The sequence below is a fragment of the Nocardioides panacisoli genome, from assembly GCF_039537325.1.
In the GTDB taxonomy this organism is placed as follows: domain Bacteria; phylum Actinomycetota; class Actinomycetes; order Propionibacteriales; family Nocardioidaceae; genus Nocardioides; species Nocardioides panacisoli.
Genome location: NZ_BAABAH010000003.1, coordinates 357,303 through 382,405, shown reverse-complemented (window position 1 = coordinate 382,405; position 25,103 = coordinate 357,303). Strand labels below are relative to the sequence as shown.

Sequence of the window (25,103 nt, the reverse complement as noted above, 5' to 3'; positions counted from 1 at the left end):
GGTCACCAGCCCTGGGTGGCGGACTGGTAGAAGCTCACGACCTGCGGACCGAGCACCGCCACGGTGGCGACGATGACGCCTGCGATGAGTGCGATCAGCAGGGCGTACTCCACAGCGGTCGCGCCACGCTCCGCGCTGGACCCGACCGCGTACGAGCCGTCACTGTCGTCGAGATCCATGTCCACGCCCCTGAGCACGTTGCGTCGGCGGCAGCGCGCCGGCCGCGTCACCCAGGGGTACGCGGCCGGCGCGGCTCGCCCGGTTGATCGGTCAGACCGCGTTCGAGACGGTCGTGAACGCGTCGTTGATCTTGCCGCCGAGGGTGGCGACGATCGTGACGATGACCGCCGCGATGAGTGCGACCAGGAGGCCGTACTCGACGGCCGTGGCGCCGCGGGACTCGGCGTCCTGCGCCTTCTCGAGGCGGGCGCCCATCAGGATCTGCAGGTACTGGATCATGCGAATTCCTCCTACGAACGGGACGTGGTGCGTCCCCTGGACCTCGGCGGGCGGACGCCGTCCGGCCGCCGCGGATCGGTCGGGTCGCCCGACTGCGGACGACCCGCGGAAAAGGCGGAATGGCCGCACCCGCAGCTCACGGGGTGCGGCCAGCCGTGGATTCGCGCGACAGCTCAGACTGCGTTGCTGACCGTGGTGAACGCGGTGTTGATCTTGCCGCCGAGGGTGGCGACGATCGTCACGATGACGGCAGCGATGAGCGCAACGAGAAGGCCGTACTCGACGGCCGTGGCGCCGCGAGACTCGGCGCTCTGCGCCTTCTCGAGGCGGGCACCCATCAGGATCTGGAGGTACTGGATCATCGGGGTTTCTCCCTCTTGGTTGTTGTGAAATCTTCGTCCCCGGGGTGATGCCCCGATGGAGAAATCCTGCCTGAGGGAGGCACTCGCACGGATCGGGAGTTCGTGTCGAGCGGGCTAGTCAGTTGTGACTAACGAGCATCCGCGCGCGGTTCAGCGGGCTGAGGGTTGGACCGTCGACAGCAGACCGATGCGCATCGCGGTGACCAGGGCCTGGGCGCGGTTGGCCGCGCCGAGCTTCTGGTAGATCCGCGCGATGTGCGACTTCGTCGTCGACTCGGAGAGATAGAGCTTGCCGCCGATCGCGGCAGCGTTGAGGCCCTCTGCGAGCAGCAGCAGCACGTCGTGCTCACGCTCGGTGAGCGCGGTGGACTCGGCATTCTGGCGGCGCATCATCGCGCCGACCAGGCCGGCGCAGACGAAGGCCTTGGGCGAGACCGCAGCGTGCCGGGCGGTCTTGATGACCTCGGTCGACGGCGCGTCCTTGCCGACGAAGCCCGACGCCCCCGCCTGCATCGCCGCGAAGATCTGCTCGTCGCCGGCGTGCATGGTGAGGACCACGAGGCCCACCGTGTCGCTCTGCTTGCGGATCGTCCGCACGACGTCCAGGCCGGTGCCGTCCTGCATCTGCAGGTCGGTGATCACCACGTCGGGGCGCAGCTCGAGGTAGCGGTTCAGGCCCTCGGTGACGCTGGCAGCCGTGCCCACGACATCGAGGTCCTCCTCCATGTCGATCACCGCGCCCAGCCCGTCCCGGATCAGCTGATGGTCGTCGATCAGCAGGATCGAGATGGGTGCGTTGTCGGTCATCGGACCTCCTGGGTGGTCGTGGCACGCCGCTCGTGGTTGGTGCCGGCGGTACGAGGGGAACGCAGCGCGACCGAGACGGTGAGCCCGCGGCTCGCGTTGTCCCGGACGACGAGCTCGGCGCCGATCAGCTTGGCCCGCTCGTTCATGATCTTCAGGCCGTGGGAGTCGGTGCGCGCCTGCTGCAGGCCGACTCCGTCGTCGCTCACCGTGATCCGCGCCTCGGGGGCGTAGACCTGGCAGCGGACGTCGATCGACGTGGCGCGCGAGTGCTTGACGGCGTTGTTGATCGCCTCCTGGGCGATCCGGAACAACTCGGCCTCGACATCGGGCCGCAGCCGGGTGGGCTGCTCGTCGAGTCGGACGCGGATCGCGATGCCCGACGACTCCGAGAGGTGCCGCGCGATGGCCGAGATCGCACCACCGAGGCTCTCGCTCTCCCCGATGCTGGTGCGCAGGTTCATGACGGACTGGCGGACCTCTGCGACCACCTTGCTGACCCGGTCGCGGAGCATCGTCAGCTGCTTCGCCTGCTTCTCGTCGGCGGGCCGGGCGGCGATGGCGTCGACGAGGTAGCCGAGCGACGCGATGTCCTGCGCGACGCCGTCGTGGATCTCGCGGGCCAGCCGCTGCCGCTCGTCTGCGGTGGCCGCGTCGCGGAACTGCGCGAACAGCAGGGCGGCGTCGAGCTTGACGGCGTCCGCGGTCACGTGGGAGGCGAGCGCACGCAGGTCTGCCGTCGTCGACGCTCCTGCGGAGTCCGGGGGAAGCAGCCCGGCGACGATCGCCTGGTCGCTCACCCGGAACCCGAAGCCCTGGCCGACGCTCACCGGCGCGCGGCGGAGCCGGACGTCGCCGGCGAGCGTCTCGCACGCGGTGGCATCGGAGGGGTCGAGCTCCAGCGTCGACGCGACCGGCGTGAGCTCGCTGCCGCGCGGGACGTAGAGCACCAGTCCGCGGTTCGGTACCCGGTCGCTGATCTCGCTGAGCATCGCCCCGCCGAGTGCCGTCACGTCGAGGCCGGAGCTGAGGCTGCCGGACAGGTCGAGCAGCTGCTTGAGCAGGTGCTGGGCGTCGCGGTAGGGCGCCAGCGGGTCCGGGATGCGGTCACCGGAGAACGTCACACCGGCGATCAGGCTCAGGCCCACGGCCGCCATGGTCCACGTGAAGACCGCGACGCCCTCGTCGCCGTCGAGGTGCCGCCACCACATCAGGCCGATCGCGAGCACGGCCACCAGCTCGATCGCCACCGCTCGCACCATCAGCCGGTAGCCGGACATCGCCGTCGCATACAGGGGCGGGACGACGACGGCCGCGAGGATCGCGGGCGCGTAGCCGATCGTCACGCCGCAGATCACTCCGACGGCGGCGGCCTCGACCATCGGGCTGAGCGTGAGCTCGAGGTCCCGCCTGGTGGCGGTCACACCCTGGTAGATCCAGAGCAGCGCGATGGTGGCGACCCCGGCCAGCCCGTCGGAGTGCAGCCAGAGCATCGGCGCGCCGATGGCCACCAGCGCGAAGAGTCGCGCGGCTGCGACGACGGCGAAGATCTGGCTGCTGGGCATGGTCCCCTCTCCGCAACAACCCTAGCGGCCGTTGAAGGCGTCGATGGCGTTCAGCGCCGCGGGTCCCATGACGACGATGAACAGGCACGGAAGGATGAACAGCACGACCGGGATCATGATCTTCACCGGGACCTGCTGAGCCTTCTCCTCGGCGTACTGGCGGCGCTTGAGCCGCATCTCCGCGGACTGCACCCGGAGCACCTGTCCGATCGCGATCCCGAAGGCGTCTGCTTGCACCATCGCGCTCGTGAAGGCGTGCAGCTCCTCGACCGTGGTCCGCTCGGCCATCGACCGGAGAGCCTCCGACCGGCCCTTGCCGAGCTGCATCTCCTTGAGGACGCGGGTGAACTCCTCGGCGAGCGGGCCCGTGGTGTTGCGGGCGACCTGCTGGACCGCGGCGTCGAAGCCGAGGCCGGCCTCCACGCTGATCGTCAGCAGGTCGACGGCGTCGGCCAGGGTCTTCTTGATCTCCTCGGCACGCTTGGACGCCGTGTTGTAGAGGTAGATGTCCGGCGCGAAGAACCCGATGACCAGCCCCGCGGCACCGATCAGCAGGATCGTGCGGAACGACGCGCCGATCAGGGACGCGTACGCGACGCCGACCAGGGGCAGGACCACGGCCGCGGCGACCTTGAGCGAGACCACCCGGTCGACGGTCCACCCGTGCGGGTTGCCGGCCAGGTCGAGGCGTCGCCGGATCCGCTCGGCCTTGTCGGCGCCGGTGATCCGACGGCCGAGGGCGAGCGCACGCTCCTGCATCGGCTCGAGGATCCGGTCGGCGAACGGCGGGTCGGCCTCGGCGACCATGTTCGGGTCGGCGGCACCGTGGCGCTCGAGCGCCTCGAGCGCGCGGGCCACACCCGTCGACGCCTCGTTCTTCGCCAGGGCCGCGCTGACCGCAGCGATCGCGCCGATCAGCAGGAGGAACGCGAGGAACAGCACCATCACAGATCCACCTTCACGATGCGGAACATCAGGAACGTGCCGATACCCATCCAGAGGATCCCGAATCCGTCGAGCGCCCAGCCGCGCGGGTCGTGCATCAACGGGTCGAGGAACTTCCGGTTGGTCATGAACAGGTAGATCGCGAACAGCGGCGGCAGGCTGCACAGGAGGTAGGCGGAGAGCCGGCCCTCGGCCGAGAGCCCGCGCACGTGGCGGCGCAGCGACTGGCGCTCGCGCATCGTGGCTGCGACGGTGGTGAGCAGCTCGGCCAGGTTGCCGCCGACCTGGCGCTGGATCCTGATGGCCATCACGGCCCAGGCGAAGTCGCGGCTGTCGAACCGCTCGGCCACGCCCTCGAAGGAGTCCTCGAGGTCGACACCGATCCGCGCCTCGACCAGGACCCGCTTGAACTCCGACGCGATCGGCTCCGGGCCCTCCCGCGTGACGGTGTCGACGGCCTGGGCGAGGGAGAGGCCCGCGCTCAGCGCACCCGAGATCAGCTGCAGGACCTCCGGCAGGCTGTCCTGGAACTGCTTGCGCCGGCGGGCGGCGCGGAAGGTCAGGTAGAGGGGCGGGGCGAACGCGCCGAGCACGAGGAAGATCAGCCCCATGATGACGCTGCCGCCTCCGAACAGGAGACCGAGCAGCGCGAACCCGGCCATGACGCCGATGTGGACGAGCAGCCACTCCGAGGGCTTGAACTCGCTGCCCGCGGCACCGAGCCGCCTGGTCAGGCGCTCGTTGAGGCCGCTGTGCCGCTCGAGGATGTCGGCGGCCGCCGCCTTGGCCTGGTCGAGCACCGGCTCGGAGCTCGGTTCGGTCTGCGCGGCGTCCGGGCGCGTCACCCGGCTGTACGCCGCCACCCGGTCCGCGATGCTCATCGGGGCCGGCGGGCCGGGCACCAGCAGCACGGCGACGCCGATCAACCCGACGGCGAGCGCGGCCGTCGCGGCGTACAGCACCCAGGAGGGCACGTCCCAGCCGCCCGAACCGGAGTCGGGCACGGCGACCTGCGTCGAGGACGCGTCGGGCGCCGAGGAACGGTTGATCTGGGCGAGCGCCGTCGCGACGAGGGTCCGGTCACCGGCGGGCAGCCGGATCGAGATCGTCGCCTCCGACGCGTCGAAGCCGTCGGGCAGCGGCGCGGTCACGAGGATCTGGCTGGCCAGGATGTCCGCCTCGTGGGCGAAGGCCTGGGTCAGGGCGTCGCCGCTGGAGTCGATGACGCTCCCGTGCCCGGCGTCGGTCATCGAACGGAGCGCGTCCAGGGCGCTGCCCGTCTGACCGAGAGAGACGACGTCGACGAGGGCGTCGGCGTCGTCGATCGTCGAGGCGACGTCGTCGATGCTCGCGGAGCTGCCCGTGTCCGCGCCGTCGGAGAGCACCAGGATCGACCGCTGACCGGAGTCGCCCGCGGCGGTGACGGCGGCGTCGACGCCATCGTAGAGAAGCGTGCCCTTGCTCAGGTCGAGGCCCTTGACGACGTCCTCGGCGGCACCGCGGTCGGTCGTGGGCGCGAGCGCGGTGGTCACCTCGCTGTCGAAGGTCACGATGCCGACCTCGACGTCGGACGGCACCGCCGACAGGTACGCGAGGGCCGCGGCCTTGGCGGCGTCGAACCGGCCACCGCGCGCCATCGACGAGCTGGTGTCGATCGCGAGCACCGCGGTCCGGTCCACGACCCCACCCGTGCCGGCCGGCGTCGCGGTCGAGTCCAGGTGATCGCCCTCGAGCGAGGCGGAAACGCCGCCCAGGTCCACCTCGGTGCCCGGCGGCACGCTGACGAGAACCCGGATCTTGCCGCCCGAGCTCTCCACGTGGGCCACCGACGCGCCTCCGTCTGGCGCGGCGGCGCTCGGTGCGGCGCCGAGGGCGAGCGGGGCGAGGAGCGCGACGGCGGCGGCCAGAGCGCGGGCGGCGCGCCTCATCGGTGCTCCGCCCGGAACAGCGACGGGTCGATCGCGACGTTCTGTCCGGCGAGCTTCTCGAGGAACTTGGGCCGCAGCCCGGTCGACCGAAGCCGGCCGAGCACCCGGCCGCTCTCGTCGAAGCCTGCGGAGTTGTCGAAGATGAAGATGTCCTGGAGGGTCACCACCTCGCCCTCCATCCGCTCGACCTCGGTCACGTGGGTGATCCGGCGGGACCCGTCCTTGAAGCGCATCTGGTGCACGATCAGGTCGATCGCCGAGGCCACCTGCTCCCGGATGGCCTTCATCGGCAGCTCCATCCCGGCCATCATCACCATCGTCTCGATCCGGGACAGCGTGTCGCGGGGGCCGTTGGAGTGCACGGTGGTGATCGAGCCGTCGTGGCCGGTGTTCATCGCCTGCAGCATGTCGAGCGCGGACGCGTCCCGCACCTCGCCGACGACGATGCGGTCCGGCCGCATCCGGAGGCTGTTGCGGACCAGGTCGCGGATCGTCACCGAGCCCTTGCCCTCGATGTTGGCCGGGCGGGACTCGAGCCGCACCACGTGGTCCTGCTTGAGCTGGAGCTCCGCGGCGTCCTCGATGGTGACGATGCGCTCGTCGGAGGGGATGAACGAGGACAGCACGTTCAGCGTGGTCGTCTTTCCCGCGCCGGTGCCGCCGGAGACGATCACGTTGAGGCGGCCGCGCACGCAGGCTTCCAGGAAGTCGGCGGTCGAGGGCGTGAGCGAGCCGAACGTGATCAGGTCGTTCACCGTCAGCGGGTCGGTGGCGAACTTCCGGATGGTCAGCGCGGAACCGTCGATCGCCAGCGGCGGAACGACTGCGTTCACACGGCTGCCGTCGGGAAGCCGGGCGTCCACCATCGGGCTGGACTCGTCGACGCGCCGGCCGATGCGCGACACGATCTTGTCGATGGTCCGGCGCAGGTGCGCCTCGTCCGCGAAGTGTGCCTCCGCCTTCTGCAGGCGGCCCGACTTCTCCAGCCAGACGTCGGCGTAGCCGTTGACCATGACCTCGGAGACCTCGGGGTCGCGGAGGTAGGGGTCGATCGGGCCGTAGCCGAGGATGTCGTCGCTGATCTCGGTGGTGACCCGCACCCGGTCGGCGGTGCTGATCGGGCGGTCCTGGGAGGCCATCACGTCCGACAGGACCGTCCGGACCCGCTGCTCCAGGTCGTCCTGGTCCATCTCGGCGTCGTAGAGGTGTGGTCCGAGCTGCTTGAGCAGCTCGTCGTGCACGCTCGACTTCAGGTCCTCGATCCGGTCCTCCTGCGCCGCGAGGACCCGCCGCTGCGGAGAGCGCGTGTCGCCGTTCGTCGTCGCCGCTGCACGGACCGAGAGCGGGCCGGGGGCCTTCTCCTTGGCCGGCTCGGGCGCCTCGTCCGCGGTCGGCTCGGTGAGGACCTCAGGAGTGCCGTCGGCTGTGTCGGCGGTGTCCGCGGTGTGCCGACCCTCGGCCGCCGCCTCGCGCCGCGCGGCGTCCAGCCGCTCGGACAGGCTTGCCATCATTTCCTCCCGCGTCGGAAGAGACCGCGGGAGCGGGAGGCCTCGGTCGTGTCGGACTTGGTGGTGGGGAGCGCGACAGGATCGCCGGTCAGGGTGCTCGCGAGCTGGAGGAAGGCGGTGCTGGCGGGGTGGTCGGGCTTGGCCACGAGGATCGGCGTACCGGTGTTGGTGGAGGCCGCGACGTCGGTTGCCGACGAGACCTGGGAGGCGACCGGCATCCCGAGGATCGTCTCGACCTTCTCGATGCTGATCCCGACCGCGTCGTCGGCGCGGTTGAGCAGCAGGTGCCGGTGGCCGCGGGCGATGTCCAGCATGTCCATCGTCTCGAGGGCGACCTTGACGTTCTTGAGGGTCGGTACGTCGAGCGTCGCGACGATCACGCACTCGTCGGTCTCGTCGAGGGCGGTCAGGGTCGCGTCGTCGAAGGACGGCGAGGTGTCGACGACGACGTAGTCGAAGCCGTCGCGGAGCGCGCGCAGGATCCGGGAGATCAGCAGCGGGGTGACCCGCTCGCGCACGTCCGGGTGGGCCGGCGCGGCGAGGACCGTCAGCGAGTCCTCGTGCCGGGTGAGCAGCGCCTCGATCATCGCGAGGTCCACGGAGTCCTCGGAGCCGACCGCCTGCTCGATCGAGTGCGTCGGGAACAGCTGCATCGTGATGGCGACGTCACCGAAGGCGAGGTCCAGGTCGACCAGGCAGACCTTGCGGGCGCCGTGCTCGGCCAGAGCCAGCGCGAGGTTGACCGAGGAGGTCGTCTTGCCGACGCCGCCCTTGGGGGAGAAGACGGTGACGATCCGGCCCTGCGTGCGCGCGCCGCCCGGACCGCGCAGCGCCTGGTGCAGCTGCTGGGCGCGCTCGATGGCCTTGGTCAGGCCCTTCTCGTCGTCGCCGGCGACCACGTCCCGGACGCCGGCGTGCATGGCCCGGCTCAGCAGCTCGGCGTCGAAGCGCTCGCGGACGAGCACGACGCTGATCGTCGGCCGGGTGACCCGCAGGTCCTCGGCCGTGGACAGCGCCACGTCGAGGGCCACCGACGGGCCGAGCGCGGCGACGTACTCGCCGGGGTGCTGGTCCAGCCAGGCGTGCATGCGGTCGAGGGACGCCACCGCGTGTGAGCCGGCAGGCATCGCCTGCTGCAGGTTCTCGATGACCTGCGTGTCGGCTTCGATCAGTACGGGCATGTCAGGTTCGCCTCACTCGAGCAGGTTGTCCTTGGTGACGCCGCTGTCCTTCTTGACCTTGCTGGCGTCGTTGAGGAGGGCGGCGGTCAGCTCGCCGTCCTTTTCCGCGTAGCGGACCTGCTCCGCCTCGCGCTGGGTGACCGCGATGGTCAGCAGCTGCTGGATCTCGCCGTCGCTCCCACTGCTGCTCTCGGACGTCCCGTCGCTCGCGAGGGTCGTGGCCGTGCCCGCTGCGAGGACCGTCACCCGGTCGAGGAGCGTGTGGGTCGAGAGCGGCTGGTTGCCCTCGTCGAGGTCGGTGAAGATCAGGGCGACCTGGGCGCCGGGGCTGAGGAACTTGCCCACCCGCCCGTCGTCGTTGACGAGGATCGAGATGGCGATCTTGCCGTTGGGGATGGGCAGCGTCGCGGCGGCCTCGACGTCCTGGACCGCGCCGAACTTGGCGGGGATCAGCTGCTCACCGGAGTACAGCGTGGTGAGGGCGACCTCGCCCTGGAACGGGTCCGAGTCCTGGCTCGCACCGTCGAGGACCTGCGTCTTGGCGACGGCGCTCTTGACGACCTTCCCGGCCGCCAGGGCGTCGTCGATGCTCTCGCCGGGCTGGATCGTCTTGCCCGGCGCGACCGTCAGCACCTCGACCGAGTCGTACTTCTTCGCGGCCCGGTCGTCCGCGCCCTTGGCGTAGACGAAGACCAGTGCGACGCCGAGCGCGGCGATCACCGCAGCCACGACCAGCAGCAACCTTCGACGGTTCATCAGAGCCCTCCCGCTCCCCATGCCGAGCTCTCCGGCGCTCCCACCGGTCGGCTCGTGGACGCGCTCCGTGTCCGGAGCGGGCGACGCTCCCCAGCGACGCATCGGCGACGCTAGCGGAGCAAATCGGCGCTGCGGAGGGTTTGTCGCCAAAGATGGCCGACCGCTTTCTCACCATGGCCCGAAAGGACTAGACCGCGGTCCTGGGGCTCCCGCTCCGGATCGCGGGAACCCGCATCAGTGCTGGTAAAGCGCCGAGATCTCGTCGCGGCACTCGCGCATCACGACGTTCCGCTTGAGCTTCAGGCTGGGGGTGAGCTGGCCGCCCTCCTCGGTCCAGTCGTGGGGGAGGATCTCGAACTTCCGGATCGACTCCGCCTTGGAGACCGCCTGGTTGGCGTCGTCGATCGCGTCCTGGACCGCCGAACGGAGATCGGGGTCGTCGACGAGCTCGGGGAGGTCCGCCTTCTTGCCGTGCTGCTCCGCCCAGGCGGGCAGGGCCTCCTCGTCGATCGTGACGAGCGCGGCGATGAACGGCTGACCGTCGCCGACCACCAGGCACTGGCTGACCAGCGCGTGGGCGCGAACCCGATCCTCGAGGACAGCCGGCGCCACGTTCTTGCCGCCCGCCGTCACCAGGATCTCCTTCTTGCGACCCGTGATCCGCACGAACCCCTCGTCGTCGACCTCGCCGACGTCGCCGGTGTGGAACCAGCCGTCGGCATCGATCGCCTCGGCCGTCGCCTCGGGGTTCTGCCAGTAGCCCTTGAAGACCTGGCCACCGCGGAACGCCAGCTCGCCGTCGTCGGTCACCCGCACCGTCGTGCCGGGCAGGGGGCGTCCGACACTGCCCACCTTCTGCGCGTTGGGAAGGTTCGCCGTCAGCGCGGCCGTGGTCTCGGTCAGGCCGTAGCCCTCCAGGACGGTCAGGCCGATGCCGCGGTAGAAGTGGCCCAGGCGCTCGCCCAGCGGCGCGCCGCCCGACACGGCGAACTGGCACTCGCCACCGAGAGCGTCGCGCAGCCGGCCGTAGACCAGCCGGGAGAACACCGCGTGCTGCGCCCGGACCGCCAGCGACGGTCGTCCCGCGTCGAGGCCTTGCGAGTAGGCGATCGCGACCTCGGCCGCGCGGTCGAAGATCTTGCCCTTGCCGTCGGCGGTGGCGTTCTGCGAGGCGGTGTTGAACACCTTCTCGAACACCCGCGGGACGGCCAGGATGAAGGTCGGCTTGAAGGACTGCAGCTGCGGCAGGAGCGTCTTGATGTCGGCGCTGTGGCCCATCCGCGTGCGCGACTTCACCGCGCCGACCTGGATGATCCGCGCGAACACGTGCGCGAGCGGGAGGAACAGCAGGGTCGAGGCACCTTCGGTCCGGAACAGCCGGTCCAGCTCGTGGACCGCGACGCAGAGCTCGGTCTGGAAGTTCCCGTGGGTCACCATGCAGCCCTTCGGCCGCCCCGTCGTGCCGGAGGTGTAGATCAGCGTCGCGAGGTCGTCCGGCCCGGCAGTCTGTCGGCGCTTCTCCAGCTCCTCGTCGGTGATGTCGGCGCCGAGGCGTTCGAGCACGTCCACCCCGTTGTCGGAGAACGACCAGACGTTGTGCAGGGACTCGATGTCGGCGCGGGCGGTCGCGATCTTGGCCTGGTGGCCGGCGTCCTCCGCGACCACGGCCTTCGCCCCGGAGTCGGAGAGGATCCACGCGATCTGCTCCTCCGAGGAGCTCTCGTAGATCGGGACCGTCACGGCTCCGGCGAACCAGATCGCGTAGTCCAGCAGCGTCCACTCGTAGCGGGTCCGCGAGATCAGGGCGACCCGGTCGCCGGCGCCGATGCCCGCCGCGATCAGCCCCTTGGCGACCGCGGACACGTCGGCGAGGAAGTCAGCGCAGGTGACGTCCTCCCAGTCCGTGGACCCCTCGACCGGCCGGCTGAACTGGACCGCGGTCGGCGCCTCCTCCGCGTTGCGGACCACGTCGTCGGTCAGGTTCCCCGTCGTCGGGACGTCGACGGTCTGCGGTGTGGAGTACTCGCGCACCCCGGCAGGCTATCCCTTGCGGCAGAGGCGTCGCCCCGGTGTCCGGGGGCGTTCCGGTAGCCTGCCGCCCATGGCCGAGCAGACGTCCTCGTCGATCGTGATCGACGCTCCCGCAGTGGATGTGATGGCCGTCATCGCCGACTTCGCGGCCTACCCGGAATGGGCGAAGGGCGTCACGACGGCGGAGGTCAAGGCTTCCTTCGACGACGCCGACCCGGCCGCCGCAGGACGCGCCCGTGAGGTGTTCTTCGCGCTGGACGTCTCGCCGATCAAGGACGAGTACACGCTGTCCTACGTGTGGGAGGGCGACCGGCAGGTCACCTGGACCCTGGTGCAGGGCAAGATGCTGCGCTCGCTCGACGGCGCCTACATCCTGCGTGAACGATCGCCGGGCTCCACCGTGTCGACGGAGGTGACCTACCGGCTCGCGCTGGACGTCTCGATCCCCCTGATCGGCATGCTCAAGCGCAAGGGCGAGAAGATCCTCATCGACACGGCTCTGAAGGGCCTGAAGAAGCGCGTCGAGTCCGGGCGCACGTCTTCCGGCGCCTAGGCGCGAGGTGGAGAGGGGTGTGCCGGGCTTGCGCGTCGTGCTGTTCACCGGCAAGGGCGGGGTCGGCAAGTCGACCGTCGCCGCGGGCACTGCTGCGCTCGCGGCAGCCCGTGGTCACCGCACGCTGATCCTCTCGACGGACGCCGCCCACTCCCTCGCCGACGCCTACGGCGCCCCCGTGCCGGGCGCCGAGCCCACGCGCATCGCGGAGAACCTCTACGTCCAGCAGGTCGACGCGCAGCAGCGCTTCGAGCGGTCCTGGGCCGACATCCAGCGCTACCTGCTGTCCGTCCTCGACGCCGCGGGCATGGACCCGGTCGCAGCGGAGGAGATGACCGTCATCCCCGGTGCCGAGGAGGTGCTGGCGCTGCTCGAGCTGCGGCTCCAGGCGCGCTCCGGCCGGTGGGACGTGATCGTGGTCGACTGCGCCCCGACAGGCGAGACGCTGCGGCTGCTCGCACTGCCCGAGGCGCTCGGCTGGTACATCGAGCGGCTCCTCCCGATCCAGCGGCGCCTGGTGAAGGCGCTGCGGCCCGTCCTCAACCGAGCCGCCGGCGTGCCGATGCCCGGCGACTCCGTCTTCGAGGCGATCACCCGGCTGCACAGCGAGCTCGACGAGGTCCGCGAGCTGCTGTCCGGCCCGGAGGCGAGCGTCCGCCTGGTGCTCACCCCCGAGACGGTCGTGCTCGCCGAGGCCCGGCGGGCCTACACGAGCCTGTCGCTCTTCGGCTACCGGGTCGACGGCGTCGTGGCCAACCGGATCTTCCCCGACCAGCCCGGCGACGGCTGGCGCGACGGCTGGGTCGCGGCCCAGCGCGAGGTGCTGACGGAGGTCGGTGAGTCCTTCGACGGCCTCCCGGTCTGGCGCTCGGAGTACCTGCCTGCCGAGCCGGTCGGGGAGCAGGCGCTCGCCGACCTCGCCGCACGCCTGTACGGCGACGACGACGCGCTCGCCGCACCGGTCGGTGCCGGCCCGTTCCGGGTGTCCACCTCGAGCGACGGGGGAGCCGTGCTCCGCCTCGCCCTGCCGTTCGTCACCCGGGCCGAGGTCGACCTCGCCCGCAACGGCGACGAGCTCGTGCTCACCGTCGGCTCGCACCGCCGGCTGCTGACCCTGCCCGCGGGCCTCGCGCGGCTGCGCGTCGCGGGCGCAGGGGTGGTCGACGGGGAGCTGCGCGTCCGGTTCCGCGAGCCCGAACCCGACCTCGAGCCCGCCCGGGCGGGAGGCCGGCGATGAGCGACGACCACGAGAACGAGGGGTCCCGGCCCGGGGAGGAGCCCGAGGTGGGCAGCGTGGCCGAGGAGGCCGCGAAGCTGTTCGGCGCCCTCGCGGACCTGGCCCGCGACCGCGGCGGCGACCTCGGCGGAGGGCTCGGGGGGCTCGCCGGCCAGGCCGCAGCGATGGCCCACGAGGTCAACGACCACATCGCGACCGGCAGCGCGGAGTGCCGCTACTGCCCGATCTGCCGGGTCGTGCACGTCGTGCGCGAGACCTCCCCGGAGGTCCGCGAGCACCTGCTCACGGCCGCCTCGTCGCTGCTCCAGGCCGCGACGGGCCTGATGGAGACCCTTCCCCCCAAGGAGGGGGACGCGGGCGGCACCGCCCGCGGACCGGAGGTCGAGCGGATCGACCTCGACGAGACCGACGGCCCGGAGGACCTGACGTGAGCGCGCCGACCAGCACCGTGACCTGCGGCATCGACATCGGCGGGACCAAGATCGCCGGCGCCGTGGTCGACGCCGGCGGCATCGTCGTGGCCGAGTCACGGGTGACCTCGCCGGCGACCGACCCGGACGCGATCGGCGCGGCGGTCGCGGGCCTCGTCACCGAGCTGTCGACGGCCATGCCCCAGGGCCACCCGGTGAGCGCGGTCGGCGTGGGCGCCGCCGGCTACATCGACGCCGACCGCTCGACGGTCCTCTTCGCTCCCAACATCGCGTGGCGCGACGAGCCGCTCGGCGCCGACCTCGCTCGGCGTACCGGCCTGCCCGTGGTCATCGAGAACGACGCGAACGCCGCCGCGTGGGGCGAGTTCCGGTACGGCGCCGGCGGCGACGTCGACGACCAGCTGATGGTGACCGTCGGCACCGGCGTCGGCGGCGGGGTGATCATCGACGGCCGGCTGCTGCGCGGAGCGTTCGGCGTCGCGGCCGAGATCGGCCACCTCTGCATCGTCCCCGAGGGCCGGCTCTGCGGCTGCGGCAACCGCGGCTGCCTCGAGCAGTACGGCAGCGGCAGCGCACTGGTCCGTGAGGCGCGCGAGGCGGCGGCCGGCAGCTCGCTGCTCGCCCGCGAGCTCGTCGACCGCGCGGGCGGCGACCCTGCGGCGATCACCGGGCCGCTGATCACCCAGGCGGCGCAGGAGGGCGACCGGTTCGCGGTCGAGCAGCTCGAGCGGATCGGCCACTGGCTGGGGCACGGCATCGCGTCCCTCGTCGCGGTCCTCGACCCCGCGGTGATCGTGATCGGCGGGGGCGTGAGCGAGGCGGGCGACCTGCTCCTCGACCCGATCCGGGAGACCTTCGAGCACGAGCTCACCGGGCGCGGCTACCGCCCGCAGGCCGAGATCAGGAGGGCCCAGCTCGGTAACCGGGCCGGGGTGATCGGCGCGGCCGACCTGGCCCGGGTCTGACGAGGCCGGGGCGGCGCTGATGCTGGTCGGGGTCGACGTCGGCGGCACCAAGGTCCTCGCCGTCGAGCTCCCCTTCGCGGGCCCGGACGTGATGCCGGTGCGGACGGCCGAGCGACCGATGCCGGGTCGCGACGCGCCCGACTCGGTCGTCGAGGACGCCGTCGTCGGCGCCGTGCTCGAGCTGGCCGCCGGGCGGCCGATCGAGATGGTCGGCGTCTCGGCGGCAGGCCTGGTCGACAGCAGGGACGGCCGGATGAAGTTCGGCGCGCACGTGCCGTGGCGCGACGCCCCGCTCCGCGACCGGCTCGAGGACCGGCTGTCGCAGCACCTCCGCCGGCCGGGCACCCCGACGCACCGGGCGGGCCGGACTCCGCTGCCGCGGATCCTGCGGCCCGGTCCGGCGGTCGTGGTCGACAACGACGCCAACTGCGCGGCGTACGCCGAGCTGGAGGCGGGCGCGGCCAGGGACGTCGACTCGGCGCTGCTGATCACCGTCGGCACCGGCATCGGCGGCGCGCTGGTGCTCGACGGGCAGGTCGTGCACGGCCACCAGGGCTTCGCCGGCGAGTTCGGCCACATGCGGCTGGTGCCGGACGGGCGGCCGTGCGAGTGCGGGCTGCACGGGTGCTGGGAGCAGTACTGCTCCGGCCGCGCGCTCGAGCGCGCCGTACGGCTCAGCCTGGGGCCCGACGTCGCCGGCAAGGACGTCGGCGCGATGGCCCGCGCCGGTGACGAGACCGCACGCGACGCGATCGCGAGCATCGGCACCTGGCTGGGGGTCGGCGTCGCCGCGCTGGTGTCCGCCTTCGACCCCGAGCTGGTGATCGTCGGCGGCGGGGTCTCACGCGACGGCGACCTGCTGCTCGGACCCGCACGCGAGGCGCTCGCGGCGAACCTGCAGGCGACCGCCTACCGGGAGGTCCCGGAGATCGTGCCCGCGGCGTTCGGGCCGGAGGCCGGCGCGGTCGGCGCCGCGCTGCTGGTCCGTGCGGTCACACGCGGGCGCCGTCGTCCCAGGGGTCCCTGGGCGACCGCGGCGTCCGGAACACCAGGTAGAGGAAGCCTCCGACGAACGCCCCGGCGAGCAGCAGGCCGCCCCACTCGGGAAGGCTGAGCTGGAGGGCCACCACCAGCAGCATGACGACGGGTGCGCCGAGCACGCCGCACCAGGCGAGGAGTCGGTCGGCCGGCGGGCGGGGGATCGGCGGGGCGGTCGGCGGGACGTACGCCTCGTCGGGGTCGCGCCACAGGTCGGAGAGCTCCTCCTCGTCGTCGGCGTCGTCGTAGGGCGGCCGCTCCGGCTCCGGCGCGCGCACGGTCGCCTCGTCCTCGGGCTCCAGCCGAGCGCGATCGCCGTAGTTGTCGACGATCGCCTTCCAGACGTCGTCGTCGTCTCGCTGCACGGCGCCCAGACTACGTCCCAGCGGTCGCGGTGGCAGCGGATGTGGGTCAGCCGGCGGTGACCCGTGCGACGAACTCGGCCGAGCGGTCGAAGATCGTCTGGGCGTCGTTGTCCAGGGTGGCCACGTGGTAGGAGTCCGGCAGCGGGACGACGGTGACATCGGTGGACGAGACGCCCGCCTCGATCAGCGGCTGGGACGCCTCGTCGACGACGTGGTCGTCGGCGGAGCGGAAGTAGATGATCGGCGCGGTCACCGACGGCAGGTCGGCGAGCAACGGCCGCCACGCCTGGATCAGGGAGTGGATCGCCTTGAGCGGCGTGCGGGTGTAGCCGTGCTCGTCGACGCCCTCCTTCTTGATGTCGTTGGCGATCGCCGGGAACGACGGCACCAGGTGCTTGAGCACGGGCAGCAGCCGCACGTCGAGCCGCTTGGTCGCGACCGCCGGGTTCACCAGCATCACGCCGGCCACGTAGTCGGCGTGATCGGCGGCCAGCCGGAGCACCAGCGCGCCGCCCATGGAGAGCCCGCCCAGCACGACGGCGTCGTGCGTCGCGTGCATCTCCTCGAGGACCGGGTCGAGGTGGTCGACCCACTGCTGCCAGACGTGCCGGTTGAGGTCCTGCCAGGTCGTGCCGTGCCCGGGCAGCAGGGGTACGGCGACGCCGTACCCCTGCGCCGCGAGGTGCTCGCCCCACGGCCGCATCGACGCGGGTGACCCGGTGAAGCCGTGGCTCAGCAGCACGCCGATCCGCTTGCCGCCGGTGAGCTCGGGTCGGGCCTCGGCGCTGAAGGCCGTGTTGACGTCGGTCATGGCGCGATTGTGCCGCAGACCGTGGTGGGACCGGCGGGCGAACCGGCGGTGCAACGGCGCGTCGACGGGCACTAGGCTGCACCTCAGGTCCGGGCCCAACCGAGAGGTGCGAGCGTTGTTCTACTACTTCTTGAAGTTCATCGCGCTCGGTCCGTTCCTGAAGGTCGTGTTCCGCCCGCACGTCGAGGGCGCCGAGAACGTGCCCGCCGAGGGCCCGGTCATCCTGGCGTCCAACCACCTCTCCTACGCCGACTGGCTGTTCATGCCGCTGGTCATCCCGCGGCGGGTCACCTACGTCGCGAAGTCGGAGTACTTCACCGGCAAGGGCGTGGGCGGCTGGCTCAAGAAGACGTTCTTCTCCGGCACCGGCCAGGTGCCGATCGACCGCGCGTCCGGCAGCGCGGCGGCGGGAGCGCTCAAGACCCAGCTCGGGCTGCTCTCCGACGGCGAGGTGTGCGGGATCTTCCCCGAGGGCACCCGGTCGCACGACGGCCGCCTCTACCGCGGCAAGACCGGCGTCGCCCGCCTGACCCTCGAGTCGGGCGTACCGGTGATCCCGGTCGCCGTCGTGGGCACCGACACGATCGCGCCTCCGGGCAAGAAGTTCGGCCGCCTGGTCCGCCCGCACGTCCGGTTCGGGCAGCCGCTCGACTTCAGCCGCTACGCCGGCATGGAGAACGACCGCTTCATCCTGCGGTCGATCACCGACGAGATCATGTACGAGATCATGCGGCTCTCCGGTCAGGAGTACGTCGACATGTACGCCTCCCGCGCCAAGGAGGAGTCCAAGAAGGCCGTCGCCACGGACAAGGGCGACGAGCAGCGGAAGCTGGCCTCCTGACCCACGGCGTGCGCATCGCGATGGGCTCCGGCCAGGCGGCGGTCGCCGTCGAGAGCAGGATGTTCCGCGCGCTGGCGGTGCTGCGGGTCATCGTGCTCGCGAACGCGGTGGGATGGACGATCTACCGCCACAGCTTCGAGCGGCCCGCCCTCGGCTGGGCCTGCATCGGCGTCATGGTCGCGTGGACGTTCGTCTCGACCTGGGTCTACGCCGCGCCGGTGCGACGTACTCCTGCCGTGGTCGCGCTCGACCTCGGGATCGCGATGGCGGTGCTGCTGGCGACGCCGATCGTCAAGGGCGCCGACTTCTCCGCGACCGTGCCGGGATTCTGGATCAACGGTGCCGTGCTGGCCTGCGCGATCAGGTTCGGCTGGATCGGTGGCGGGGTTGCCGGCGGGATGCTCGGTGTGACCGACATCCTGCTGCGCGCCCACCCCGGCTCCAACGACTGGAGCCACCTGTTCCTGATCCTGCTGGCCGGGACGATGGTCGGGTTCCTCTGCCAGTCGTTGCAGGAGATGGCGGCCGAGCGCGACCAGGCACAGCGCGAGGCGGCCGCCGCGGCTGAGCGCGCCCGACTCGCACGGGTGGTGCACGACGGAGTGCTGCAGGTGCTGGCGCTGGTCCAGCGGCGCGGCGGCGAGCTCGGTGGCGACGCGGCGGAGCTCGGCCGGCTCGCCGGCGAGCAGGAGCACGCGCTGCGGAGCCTGATCCGGACGCAGGACTCCGTCTCGGCCCGGGCCGCGTCCGCGACAGGCACCGCCGACCTGGCGGCAGCGCTCGCCGCGTTCGACGCGCGGCCAGGGGTCCACGTGGCGCTGCCGGGCGTCGAGGTCGAGCTGCCGGCCGCTGCCGTCAGCGAGCTGGTCGCCGTCGTCGGCGCCTGCCTCGACAACGTCACCCGCCACGTCGGCGAGGGCGCGGCGGCGTGGGTGCTCCTCGACGACCTGGGCGACCGGGTCGAGCTGTCGGTGCGCGACGAGGGCCCGGGCATCCCGGACCGGCGGCTGGCCGAGGCCGAGGCCGACGGGCGGCTGGGCGTCCGCGAGTCGATCCGCGGCCGGGTCCGCGACCTGGGCGGTACGGCGACGCTGGTCACCGGACCGTCGGGGACCGAGTGGGAGATCGTGGTCCCGAGATGACGATCCACACCTCCCATCCCTTCGCCGATCCCGAACCGGACCCCGCGCGGCGGTTCCGCGGCCGGATCGGTGGCGCGGTCACGCTCTGGACGGCCGGCGACGACACCGAACGCGCCGGGCTCACGGTGACGTCGCTGATGGTCGCGCTCGGGCCGGTCCCGTCGGTGCTCGCGCTGCTCGACCCGGATGCCGACCTCACCGCGGTGCTGCGGGAGACCGGCCGCGCCGTCGTCCAGCTGCTGACCTGGCCCGACCGGCAGCTCGCCGAGGAGTTCGCCGGCACGGCGCCCGCGCCGGGCGGTCCGTTCCGGCAGCGCGCGTTCGTGGCGTCGGCCTACGGGCCCCGGCTCGCGGACGCCTCGACGTGGGCCGAGGTGTCGCTGACCGGGGAGCGGGAGGTCGGCTGGTCGGTCGAGGTGGCGTGCTCCATCGACTCGGTCGCGATCGGCGGCGAGGACGAGCCGTTGCTGCACCGTCGCGGCCGGTTCCACCGCGGATAGCCGTCGCATAGGGTCCTCAGCCATGGACGAGCCTCGGGTGCGGGTGATGGTCGTCGACGACCACCCGATGTGGCGCGACGCCGTCGAGCGCGACCTGGAGGCGGCCGGGTTCACCGTCGTCGCGACGGCGGCGACGGGGACCGAGGCGGTGAACCGCGCGGCGGCCGCGCGCCCGCAGGTCGTCGTACTCGACCTGCAGATCCCGGAGCCCAACGGCGTCGAGGTGACCGCGGCGGTGCTCGGCGCGGACCCGTCGGCGCGGGTGCTGATCCTGTCGGCGTCGGGAGAGCAGGACGACGTGCTCGAGGCGGTGAAGGCGGGCGCGACCGGTTACCTCGTGAAGTCCGCGTCGCGCGAGGAGCTGGTCGACGCCGTGCGCCGCGTGGCCGAGGGAGACAGCGTCTTCACGCCGGGGCTGGCGGGGCTGGTGCTCGGGGAGTTCCGGCGGATGCAGACGCCGGAGACGCCGCCGGGGGAGCAGCTGACGACGCGGGAGACCGAGATCCTCAAGCTGGTCGCGAAGGGGCTGTCCTACAAGCAGATCGCCGAGCGGCTGGTGCTGTCGCACCGGACCGTGCAGAACCACGTGCAGAACACCCTGCGCAAGCTGCAGATGCACAACCGGGTGGAGCTGACGAGGTACGCCATCGAGCAGGGCCTCGATGACTGAGGACGCGACGGCGCTGCTCGAGGTCGCCGACGAGCTCTACGGCCTGCCGCTCCCGGACTTCACGCGCGCGAGGGACGCCCGGGCCAAGGAGCTCAAGGCGGACGGACAGGCTGCCCTGTCGCAACGGGTGAAGGCGCTGAAGAAGCCGAGCACCGCGGCCTGGATCGTCGACCTGCTCGTACGGCGGGAGACGGCCCAGGTGGAGCAGGTGCTGAGCGTCGGCGCGGCCCTGCGCGACGCGCAGGCGGCGATGTCGGCGGGCGAGCTCCGCGCGCTGACCAAGCAGCGTCGCCAGGTCACCGCCGCGGTGACCCAGCAGGCGCGCCGGCTGGCCTCCGACGAGGGATTCCGGGTGACCGAGGCCGTCGCCGAGCAGGTCGAGGCGACGCTCACCGCGGCGATGGTCGACGCCGAGTGCGGGCGGGCCGTGCGCAGCGGGCTGCTCGTCGCCCCCCTGTCGACGACCGGGGTGGAGCCGGTCGATCCGGGCGTGCTCGCCGCCGCGCTCGCGGTGCCCGACGCCCTCGGCTTCGCGGCGACGTCACGCGAGGCACCCGTGCCCGAACCGGCGGAGCTGCACGTCGTACCCGATCCCGACGCCTCGGCCAAGGCGGTCCAGGCCGCCGAGGAGCGGCTGGCAGCGGCGGAGGAGGAGTACGAGGCCGCGCACGCCGCCCACGCCGAGGTGGCCGCCGACGTGGACCGGCTGTCCGCCCGCTCGCTGCAGCTGCAGGCCGAGCTCGACGAGCTGCGCCGCCGGCTCTCCGACCTCGAGGAGCGGCTCGACGAGGTCGACGAGGAGCAGGCCGAGGCCGAGGAGGCCCGCGACGAGGCCGCCGCCGTGCTCCGCACCGCCACCGCCGACCGCGACGCCGCCCGCGCCGCCCGCGACCGCCTGACCTGAGCCTGCAGGTTTCCCAAGGGATGTCGGGAAACCTGCGCTCCCCGATGGTTGTACGCCGTGGGAGGCGCCGCGTTCCCTACATCCCTTGGGAAACCAGCAGCCCGTCAGCCGGCGCGGACGATGTCGAGGATCCGCTGGTCGATCCAGGTGAAGTCGTCGCCGACGCGCATCTCGTAGTTCTCGGCGCCCACCCACGCCGGGAAGTCGGCGCGGCCCTGGGAGACGGCGTAGGCGTCGAGCTCGGCGCGCAGCGCGTCGTCGACCGGGACGCGGGCGTCCTCGTCGGTGGCGGTCAGGTAGAGCTCGTGCAGGTCGAGCAGCCGCTCGAGCTCGGGGATCGGCTCGGCGTGGTCGTCGACGCGCAGGTCGACGGCGACGTCGTCGAAGCCGCCGTAGCCGGCGCCCTCGCGGACGACGAGCACCGCCGCGGACTGGCGGCCTCGGCTGTCACCGCCGGCCGCATCGCCGGCCCGCAGCGCGGCGAGCAGCCGCCGCTCGAGCGGCTCGTCGGCGTCGCTGGCGAGCCAGGCCGCCTCCATCGCCTCGACGACGTCGGAGCCGGTGAGGATGTTGCCCTGGATGGCGTAGCCCTCGCCGGTCAGCCCGCCCGCCCAGTCCAGGCACGCGGTTCCGGTGTGGCTCGCAGAACCGCCGTCGACGTCGACGATGCCGACCTGGCGGTGGTCGCGGCCCTCGTCCTCCTCGAGCAGCCGCTGCAGCGCGACCGACGCCGTGGCGCCCTCGTCGAGGTGGGACAGCGCGAGGCCCTTGTAGGCGACGTTGGCGAGGGCCTGGGTCGCGATCGCGCCGACGCCGGCGACGGCAGCGGGGACGGCGGATCCCACGCCGAGGAACTTGGAGGCGACGGCGACTCCCCAGGACTCCCCGTCGGCGGAGCGGGCCACGATCGAGAACGTCATGGCTCCAGGCTAGTGGGGCGGTACGGGTGACCCGGGGCGCCCGGCATCGCTAGGCTCGCGGTGTTGAACGATCCAACTGCTGGAGGAGGCCGGATGCGGGTCGGAGTGCTCACCGGGGGCGGCGACTGCCCGGGGCTGAACGCGGTGATCCGGGCGGTGGTCCGTCGCGGGGTCAAGGAGTTCGGGTTCGAGTTCGTCGGGTTCCGGGACGGCTGGCGGGGTCCGCTCGAGGGCGTGACGATGCCGCTCGGCATCGAGCAGTGCCGCGGCATCCTGCCTCGAGGCGGCACGATCCTCGGCTCCTCCCGGACCAACCCGTTCGCCGTCGAGGGCGGCGTGGAGCGGATCACCGCGAACCTGGCAGCCGCGGGCGTGGACGCGCTGGTCGCCATCGGGGGCGAGGACACGCTGGGCGTCGCCACGAAGCTGTCCGAGCAGGGCGTGCCCGTGGTCGGCGTACCCAAGACGATCGACAACGACCTGTCCGGCACCGACTTCACCTTCGGCTTCGACACCGCGGTCAACATCGCGACCGAGGCGATCGACCGGCTGCACACGACCGCCGAGTCCCACCACCGGGTGCTCGTGGTCGAGGTGATGGGCCGGCACGCGGGCTGGATCGCGCTGCACGCCGGGATGGCCGGCGGCGCGAGCGAGGTGCTGATCCCGGAGCAGCCGTTCGACATCGACGCCGTCTGCGCGCGCGTGGAGACGCGGTTCCAGACGCAGTACGCCCCGATCATCGTCGTCTCCGAGGGCGCCGTCCCCGCCGACGGCACCGGGATGACCATGCAGAGCGGGGAGAAGGACGCGTTCGGCCACGTCCGCCTCGGCGGCATCGGCGACCGGCTCGCGAAGGAGATCGAGGACCGGACCGGCAAGGAGGCGCGCGCGGTCGTCCTCGGCCACGTGCAGCGCGGCGGTACGCCGACCGCGTTCGACCGGTGGCTCGCGACCCGGTTCGGGCTGCAGGCGATCGGCGCCGTCGCCGACGTGGAGTACGGCGTCATGGTCGCCCTCCGCGGCACCGACATCGTCCGGGTGCCGCTCAGCGAGGGGACCGGCGAGCTCAAGCTGGTCGGGCCGTCGGAGTACGCCGAGGCGCAGGTCTTCTTCGGCTGAGGAAATCCCCGACGACGAGTGCGGTCAGCACGGTGTCGTCGACACGGCGACCGGGTGTCGACTGTCGCCATGCACGCGCTCCGGGCCCCTGTGGCATTCGACGGCACCCGCTTCCTCCCTGGAGGAGCCACCGTCCTCGTCGAGGGGGACACGATCGCCGGCGTCGAGCCGGCGGCGTACGACGTCCCCGCCGACTGCTCCGTCATCACCTACACCGGCACCCTGCTTCCGGGTCTGATCGACGCGCACAGCCACCTCGTCTCGGACGGCAGCCTCGGTGCGCTCGAGCGCGCTGGTGTGGCGAGCGTCGAGGAGGTCGACGCGCAGATCGAGCGGTCGCTCGTGCAGCAGGCGGCGTACGGCGTGACGACCGTCCTGGATCTCGGCGACGTCGGCTACCGGACCCTCCCGTTCCGGACGCCGGCACCCGGACGACCGAGGGTCGTCGCGTCCGGGCCGCCGATCACGATCACCGGCGGCCACTGCCACTTCCTCGGCGCGGTCGCCGACGGTCCCGACGAGATCCGGGCCGCCGTCCGCGAGCACCACGAGCGCGGCGTCGACGTGATCAAGGTGATGGCCAGCGGCGGCTTCCTGACGCCGGGCACGGACATGATGGGTGCGCAGTACGGCGCCGAGGACCTCCGCGTGCTCGTCGACGAGGCGCACCGGCACGGGCTCGGCGTACGGGCGCACGCGCACTCGGTCCGTGGCATCGAGGAGGCGCTCGCCGGCGGCGTGGACGCGATCGAGCACTTCACCGGCATCTGCGAGGACGGCGCGGTGCTGTCCGACGACCTGCTCGGCCGCGTCGCTGCTGCAGGTGTCCAGGTCGACCCGACGATGGGCAACGACTTCTCGCTCATCCACACCCTGCCGCCGCCCCCGCCGCAGGTCCTGGAGGTGCAACAGCGGCTCGGCCTGGACATGCAGGCGTTCTTCGAGCAGCGCTACGGCCACCTCGGACGGATGAGGGACCACGGGCTGACGGTCGTGCCCGGCGTCGACTCCGGCGCGATGCCGCTGAAGGGCCACGGCAACCAGTGGCTCGCCGTCACGGACCTGGTCAAGGGGGGCTACCCGGTTGCGGAAGCGCTCATGACGGCGACCGCCGGCACCGCCGACGCTCTCGGGGTCGGTGACGTGACCGGGTCGATCCGTCCCGGCCTCGCCGCCGACGTGCTCGTCGTCGACGGCGACCTCCGGGCCGAGCCGGACGCGCTGGGGCGGCGCACAGCCGTCTGGGTGCGGGGCGAGTCGGTCATCCCGGCCTGAGGTCCACGACCAGCGCCCGGTGGTCCGAGAGCGGCATCCGGCAGGCCTCGGTCCCACCGACGCGTACCGCACCCTCGCCGGCGTCCAGCAGCACGTGGTCGAGCTGCTCGACGGGCTCGTCGGCGGGAAAGGTGGGGTGGCGGGCGAGCGACGTCATGCCGGTCGCGCGCTCGGCCCGCTCGGCCGACATGTTCAGGTCGCCGGTCAGGAGCAGGGGTCGCCGTACGCCGCCCAGCGCGTGACGCAGGTGGCGGAGCTGGCCGGTGTTCCACCAGCGGAGGAACGACAGGTGGGTCGTGGCGACGACCAGCGGTCCGAGGGGTGAGTCCAGCGACGCAGCGACCGCGACCCGGGGCTCGTCCCGCACCAGCGTCGGCCGCAGCCGGCCGTCGAACCACATCGGCACCCGGGTCCGGAGCGCCGGCAGCCGGACCACCTGCCAGGCCGTCACCGGGCAGCGGCTGAGCAGCGCGATGCCGTACGCCGCGTCGTCCGGCTGCTCGTCGCCGGTGGCCGCGGTCCAGGTCGCGCCGGGGCTGCCGGCGAGGGCCGCGACGAAGCGGTGGTCGACCGCCCCCATCGCCTCGGCCGCGACGGCGGTGAGGTCCGCCATCTGGGAACGGGGCTGGTTGCGGTCGACCTCCTGCAGCGCGAGCACGTCGGGGTCGAGGTCGCGGACCGCGGCGCGCAGCACCTCCACGTCGACCTGCTGGTCGTGCTGCGAGCGCCCGTTGAGGATGTTGAACGTCACCAGCCGCATCGGCTGGGCGGTACCCACCGTCCGCCGACG

The 25,103-nt window shown here is 72.3% G+C and carries 26 protein-coding genes; 12 read left to right on the top strand and 14 right to left on the bottom strand.

Going from position 1 to position 25,103, the window contains the following annotated elements; translation table 11 throughout:
* Positions 1 to 2: 2 nt before the first annotated feature.
* From ABD709_RS07185 to ABD709_RS07135, 11 genes are all read right to left on the bottom strand, one after another.
* Positions 3 to 179, bottom strand: a complete 177-nt coding sequence (locus ABD709_RS07185) for a Flp family type IVb pilin (RefSeq protein WP_344773761.1) — start codon at positions 177 to 179, stop codon at positions 3 to 5.
* 91 nt (positions 180 to 270) lie between these two features.
* Positions 271 to 459: a Flp family type IVb pilin gene (locus ABD709_RS07180; RefSeq protein ID WP_344773759.1), complete on the bottom strand. Its 189-nt coding sequence runs from the start codon at positions 457 to 459 to the stop codon at positions 271 to 273.
* A gap of 173 nt (positions 460 to 632) precedes the next feature.
* Complete coding sequence (locus tag ABD709_RS07175) at positions 633 to 821, bottom strand: Flp family type IVb pilin (RefSeq protein WP_344773757.1); 189 nt, start codon at positions 819 to 821, stop codon at positions 633 to 635.
* 150 nt (positions 822 to 971) lie between these two features.
* Positions 972 to 1,628 carry a response regulator gene (locus ABD709_RS07170; protein WP_344773755.1) on the bottom strand — a complete coding sequence of 219 codons (657 nt, stop codon included), beginning with the start codon at positions 1,626 to 1,628 and terminating at the stop codon, positions 972 to 974.
* The gene (locus tag ABD709_RS07165; RefSeq protein ID WP_344773753.1) at positions 1,625 to 3,190 is read right to left on the bottom strand and encodes a sensor histidine kinase; all 1,566 of its coding nucleotides are present in this window, start codon (positions 3,188 to 3,190) and stop codon (positions 1,625 to 1,627) included. The genes ABD709_RS07170 and ABD709_RS07165 overlap by 4 nt, the downstream gene beginning before the upstream one ends.
* Positions 3,191 to 3,211: 21 nt before the next feature.
* Positions 3,212 to 4,135 (bottom strand): type II secretion system F family protein, encoded by a 924-nt coding sequence (locus ABD709_RS07160; RefSeq protein ID WP_344773751.1) that lies wholly within the window; start codon positions 4,133 to 4,135, stop codon positions 3,212 to 3,214.
* The gene (locus ABD709_RS07155) at positions 4,135 to 6,063 is read right to left on the bottom strand and encodes a type II secretion system F family protein (RefSeq protein ID WP_344773749.1); all 1,929 of its coding nucleotides are present in this window, start codon (positions 6,061 to 6,063) and stop codon (positions 4,135 to 4,137) included. Before ABD709_RS07155 ends, ABD709_RS07160 begins: the two co-directional genes overlap by 1 nt.
* Positions 6,060 to 7,571, bottom strand: a complete 1,512-nt coding sequence (locus tag ABD709_RS07150; RefSeq protein ID WP_344773748.1) for a TadA family conjugal transfer-associated ATPase — start codon at positions 7,569 to 7,571, stop codon at positions 6,060 to 6,062. The genes ABD709_RS07155 and ABD709_RS07150 overlap by 4 nt, the downstream gene beginning before the upstream one ends.
* Positions 7,571 to 8,752 carry a CpaE/TadZ family protein gene (locus ABD709_RS07145; protein WP_344773747.1) on the bottom strand — a complete coding sequence of 394 codons (1,182 nt, stop codon included), beginning with the start codon at positions 8,750 to 8,752 and terminating at the stop codon, positions 7,571 to 7,573. The genes ABD709_RS07150 and ABD709_RS07145 overlap by 1 nt, the downstream gene beginning before the upstream one ends.
* A 12-nt stretch (positions 8,753 to 8,764) precedes the next feature.
* Positions 8,765 to 9,508, bottom strand: a complete 744-nt coding sequence (gene cpaB, locus ABD709_RS07140; protein ID WP_344773745.1) for a Flp pilus assembly protein CpaB — start codon at positions 9,506 to 9,508, stop codon at positions 8,765 to 8,767.
* A 234-nt stretch (positions 9,509 to 9,742) separates the two neighbouring features.
* Positions 9,743 to 11,539: an AMP-dependent synthetase/ligase gene (locus ABD709_RS07135; RefSeq protein WP_344773743.1), complete on the bottom strand. Its 1,797-nt coding sequence runs from the start codon at positions 11,537 to 11,539 to the stop codon at positions 9,743 to 9,745.
* Positions 11,540 to 11,609: 70 nt separating this feature from the next.
* Between ABD709_RS07135 and ABD709_RS07130 the strand changes: the two genes are divergently transcribed.
* The 5 genes from ABD709_RS07130 to ABD709_RS07110 are packed head-to-tail and all read left to right on the top strand — an operon-like array spanning position 11,610 to position 15,839.
* The gene (locus ABD709_RS07130; protein WP_344773741.1) at positions 11,610 to 12,092 is read left to right on the top strand and encodes an SRPBCC family protein; all 483 of its coding nucleotides are present in this window, start codon (positions 11,610 to 11,612) and stop codon (positions 12,090 to 12,092) included.
* Positions 12,093 to 12,111: 19 nt separating this feature from the next.
* Positions 12,112 to 13,329 (top strand): ArsA family ATPase, encoded by a 1,218-nt coding sequence (locus ABD709_RS07125; protein WP_344773739.1) that lies wholly within the window; start codon positions 12,112 to 12,114, stop codon positions 13,327 to 13,329.
* Positions 13,326 to 13,760 (top strand): hypothetical protein, encoded by a 435-nt coding sequence (locus ABD709_RS07120; RefSeq protein WP_344773737.1) that lies wholly within the window; start codon positions 13,326 to 13,328, stop codon positions 13,758 to 13,760. Before ABD709_RS07125 ends, ABD709_RS07120 begins: the two co-directional genes overlap by 4 nt.
* On the top strand, positions 13,757 to 14,725 hold the full coding sequence (locus tag ABD709_RS07115; protein ID WP_344773735.1) for an ROK family glucokinase: 969 nt from the start codon (positions 13,757 to 13,759) through the stop codon (positions 14,723 to 14,725). The genes ABD709_RS07120 and ABD709_RS07115 overlap by 4 nt, the downstream gene beginning before the upstream one ends.
* A gap of 19 nt (positions 14,726 to 14,744) precedes the next feature.
* Positions 14,745 to 15,839 carry an ROK family protein gene (locus ABD709_RS07110; RefSeq protein ID WP_344773733.1) on the top strand — a complete coding sequence of 365 codons (1,095 nt, stop codon included), beginning with the start codon at positions 14,745 to 14,747 and terminating at the stop codon, positions 15,837 to 15,839.
* 335 nt (positions 15,840 to 16,174) lie between these two features.
* Here the strand turns inward: ABD709_RS07110 and ABD709_RS07105 are convergent, their stop codons facing one another.
* Positions 16,175 to 16,939 (bottom strand): alpha/beta hydrolase, encoded by a 765-nt coding sequence (locus ABD709_RS07105; protein ID WP_344773731.1) that lies wholly within the window; start codon positions 16,937 to 16,939, stop codon positions 16,175 to 16,177.
* Positions 16,940 to 17,054: 115 nt separating this feature from the next.
* Between ABD709_RS07105 and ABD709_RS07100 the strand changes: the two genes are divergently transcribed.
* From ABD709_RS07100 to ABD709_RS07080, 5 genes are read left to right on the top strand one after another with little or no spacing between them, the layout of a single operon-like run.
* On the top strand, positions 17,055 to 17,780 hold the full coding sequence (locus tag ABD709_RS07100; protein ID WP_344773730.1) for a lysophospholipid acyltransferase family protein: 726 nt from the start codon (positions 17,055 to 17,057) through the stop codon (positions 17,778 to 17,780).
* A gap of 8 nt (positions 17,781 to 17,788) precedes the next feature.
* A complete protein-coding gene (gene macS, locus ABD709_RS07095) occupies positions 17,789 to 18,922 on the top strand; it encodes a MacS family sensor histidine kinase (RefSeq protein ID WP_344773728.1) in 1,134 nt (377 codons plus the stop codon).
* A complete protein-coding gene (locus ABD709_RS07090; RefSeq protein WP_344773726.1) occupies positions 18,919 to 19,422 on the top strand; it encodes a flavin reductase family protein in 504 nt (167 codons plus the stop codon). The genes macS and ABD709_RS07090 overlap by 4 nt, the downstream gene beginning before the upstream one ends.
* 22 nt (positions 19,423 to 19,444) lie before the next feature.
* Positions 19,445 to 20,092, top strand: a complete 648-nt coding sequence (locus ABD709_RS07085; protein WP_344773724.1) for a response regulator — start codon at positions 19,445 to 19,447, stop codon at positions 20,090 to 20,092.
* Positions 20,085 to 20,996 carry a hypothetical protein gene (locus tag ABD709_RS07080; RefSeq protein ID WP_344773722.1) on the top strand — a complete coding sequence of 304 codons (912 nt, stop codon included), beginning with the start codon at positions 20,085 to 20,087 and terminating at the stop codon, positions 20,994 to 20,996. The genes ABD709_RS07085 and ABD709_RS07080 overlap by 8 nt, the downstream gene beginning before the upstream one ends.
* Positions 20,997 to 21,100: 104 nt before the next feature.
* On the opposite strand, the gene ABD709_RS07075 is transcribed toward ABD709_RS07080, so the two are convergent.
* Positions 21,101 to 21,916 (bottom strand): DUF1028 domain-containing protein, encoded by an 816-nt coding sequence (locus ABD709_RS07075; RefSeq protein ID WP_344773720.1) that lies wholly within the window; start codon positions 21,914 to 21,916, stop codon positions 21,101 to 21,103.
* Between the two features lie 93 nt (positions 21,917 to 22,009).
* Between ABD709_RS07075 and ABD709_RS07070 the strand changes: the two genes are divergently transcribed.
* Entirely contained in the window at positions 22,010 to 23,038 is a 1,029-nt protein-coding gene (locus ABD709_RS07070) for a 6-phosphofructokinase (protein ID WP_344773718.1), read from the top strand.
* A gap of 69 nt (positions 23,039 to 23,107) precedes the next feature.
* A complete protein-coding gene (locus ABD709_RS07065) occupies positions 23,108 to 24,313 on the top strand; it encodes an amidohydrolase family protein (RefSeq protein WP_344773716.1) in 1,206 nt (401 codons plus the stop codon).
* Here the strand turns inward: ABD709_RS07065 and ABD709_RS07060 are convergent.
* Positions 24,300 to 25,073, bottom strand: coding sequence for an endonuclease/exonuclease/phosphatase family protein (locus ABD709_RS07060; protein ID WP_344773714.1), 774 nt, complete (start codon positions 25,071 to 25,073; stop codon positions 24,300 to 24,302). The two genes, ABD709_RS07065 and ABD709_RS07060, sit on opposite strands and share 14 nt — an antisense overlap.
* Between the last annotated feature and the right edge of the window lie 30 nt (positions 25,074 to 25,103).

Coding starts and splice junctions, on each gene's coding strand:
- ABD709_RS07185 (WP_344773761.1), bottom strand. CDS start 179: ATGGATCTCGACGACAGTGACGGCTCGTACGCGGTCGGGTCCAGCGCG.
- ABD709_RS07180 (WP_344773759.1), bottom strand. CDS start 459: ATGATCCAGTACCTGCAGATCCTGATGGGCGCCCGCCTCGAGAAGGCG.
- ABD709_RS07175 (WP_344773757.1), bottom strand. CDS start 821: ATGATCCAGTACCTCCAGATCCTGATGGGTGCCCGCCTCGAGAAGGCG.
- ABD709_RS07170 (WP_344773755.1), bottom strand. CDS start 1,628: ATGACCGACAACGCACCCATCTCGATCCTGCTGATCGACGACCATCAG.
- ABD709_RS07165 (WP_344773753.1), bottom strand. CDS start 3,190: ATGCCCAGCAGCCAGATCTTCGCCGTCGTCGCAGCCGCGCGACTCTTC.
- ABD709_RS07160 (WP_344773751.1), bottom strand. CDS start 4,135: ATGGTGCTGTTCCTCGCGTTCCTCCTGCTGATCGGCGCGATCGCTGCG.
- ABD709_RS07155 (WP_344773749.1), bottom strand. CDS start 6,063: ATGAGGCGCGCCGCCCGCGCTCTGGCCGCCGCCGTCGCGCTCCTCGCC.
- ABD709_RS07150 (WP_344773748.1), bottom strand. CDS start 7,571: ATGGCAAGCCTGTCCGAGCGGCTGGACGCCGCGCGGCGCGAGGCGGCG.
- ABD709_RS07145 (WP_344773747.1), bottom strand. CDS start 8,752: ATGCCCGTACTGATCGAAGCCGACACGCAGGTCATCGAGAACCTGCAG.
- cpaB (WP_344773745.1), bottom strand. CDS start 9,508: ATGAACCGTCGAAGGTTGCTGCTGGTCGTGGCTGCGGTGATCGCCGCG.
- ABD709_RS07130 (WP_344773741.1), top strand. CDS start 11,610: ATGGCCGAGCAGACGTCCTCGTCGATCGTGATCGACGCTCCCGCAGTG.
- ABD709_RS07120 (WP_344773737.1), top strand. CDS start 13,326: ATGAGCGACGACCACGAGAACGAGGGGTCCCGGCCCGGGGAGGAGCCC.
- ABD709_RS07110 (WP_344773733.1), top strand. CDS start 14,745: ATGCTGGTCGGGGTCGACGTCGGCGGCACCAAGGTCCTCGCCGTCGAG.
- ABD709_RS07105 (WP_344773731.1), bottom strand. CDS start 16,939: ATGACCGACGTCAACACGGCCTTCAGCGCCGAGGCCCGACCCGAGCTC.
- ABD709_RS07090 (WP_344773726.1), top strand. CDS start 18,919: ATGACGATCCACACCTCCCATCCCTTCGCCGATCCCGAACCGGACCCC.
- ABD709_RS07085 (WP_344773724.1), top strand. CDS start 19,445: ATGGACGAGCCTCGGGTGCGGGTGATGGTCGTCGACGACCACCCGATG.
- ABD709_RS07080 (WP_344773722.1), top strand. CDS start 20,085: ATGACTGAGGACGCGACGGCGCTGCTCGAGGTCGCCGACGAGCTCTAC.
- ABD709_RS07075 (WP_344773720.1), bottom strand. CDS start 21,916: ATGACGTTCTCGATCGTGGCCCGCTCCGCCGACGGGGAGTCCTGGGGA.
- ABD709_RS07070 (WP_344773718.1), top strand. CDS start 22,010: ATGCGGGTCGGAGTGCTCACCGGGGGCGGCGACTGCCCGGGGCTGAAC.
- ABD709_RS07065 (WP_344773716.1), top strand. CDS start 23,108: ATGCACGCGCTCCGGGCCCCTGTGGCATTCGACGGCACCCGCTTCCTC.
- ABD709_RS07060 (WP_344773714.1), bottom strand. CDS start 25,073: ATGCGGCTGGTGACGTTCAACATCCTCAACGGGCGCTCGCAGCACGAC.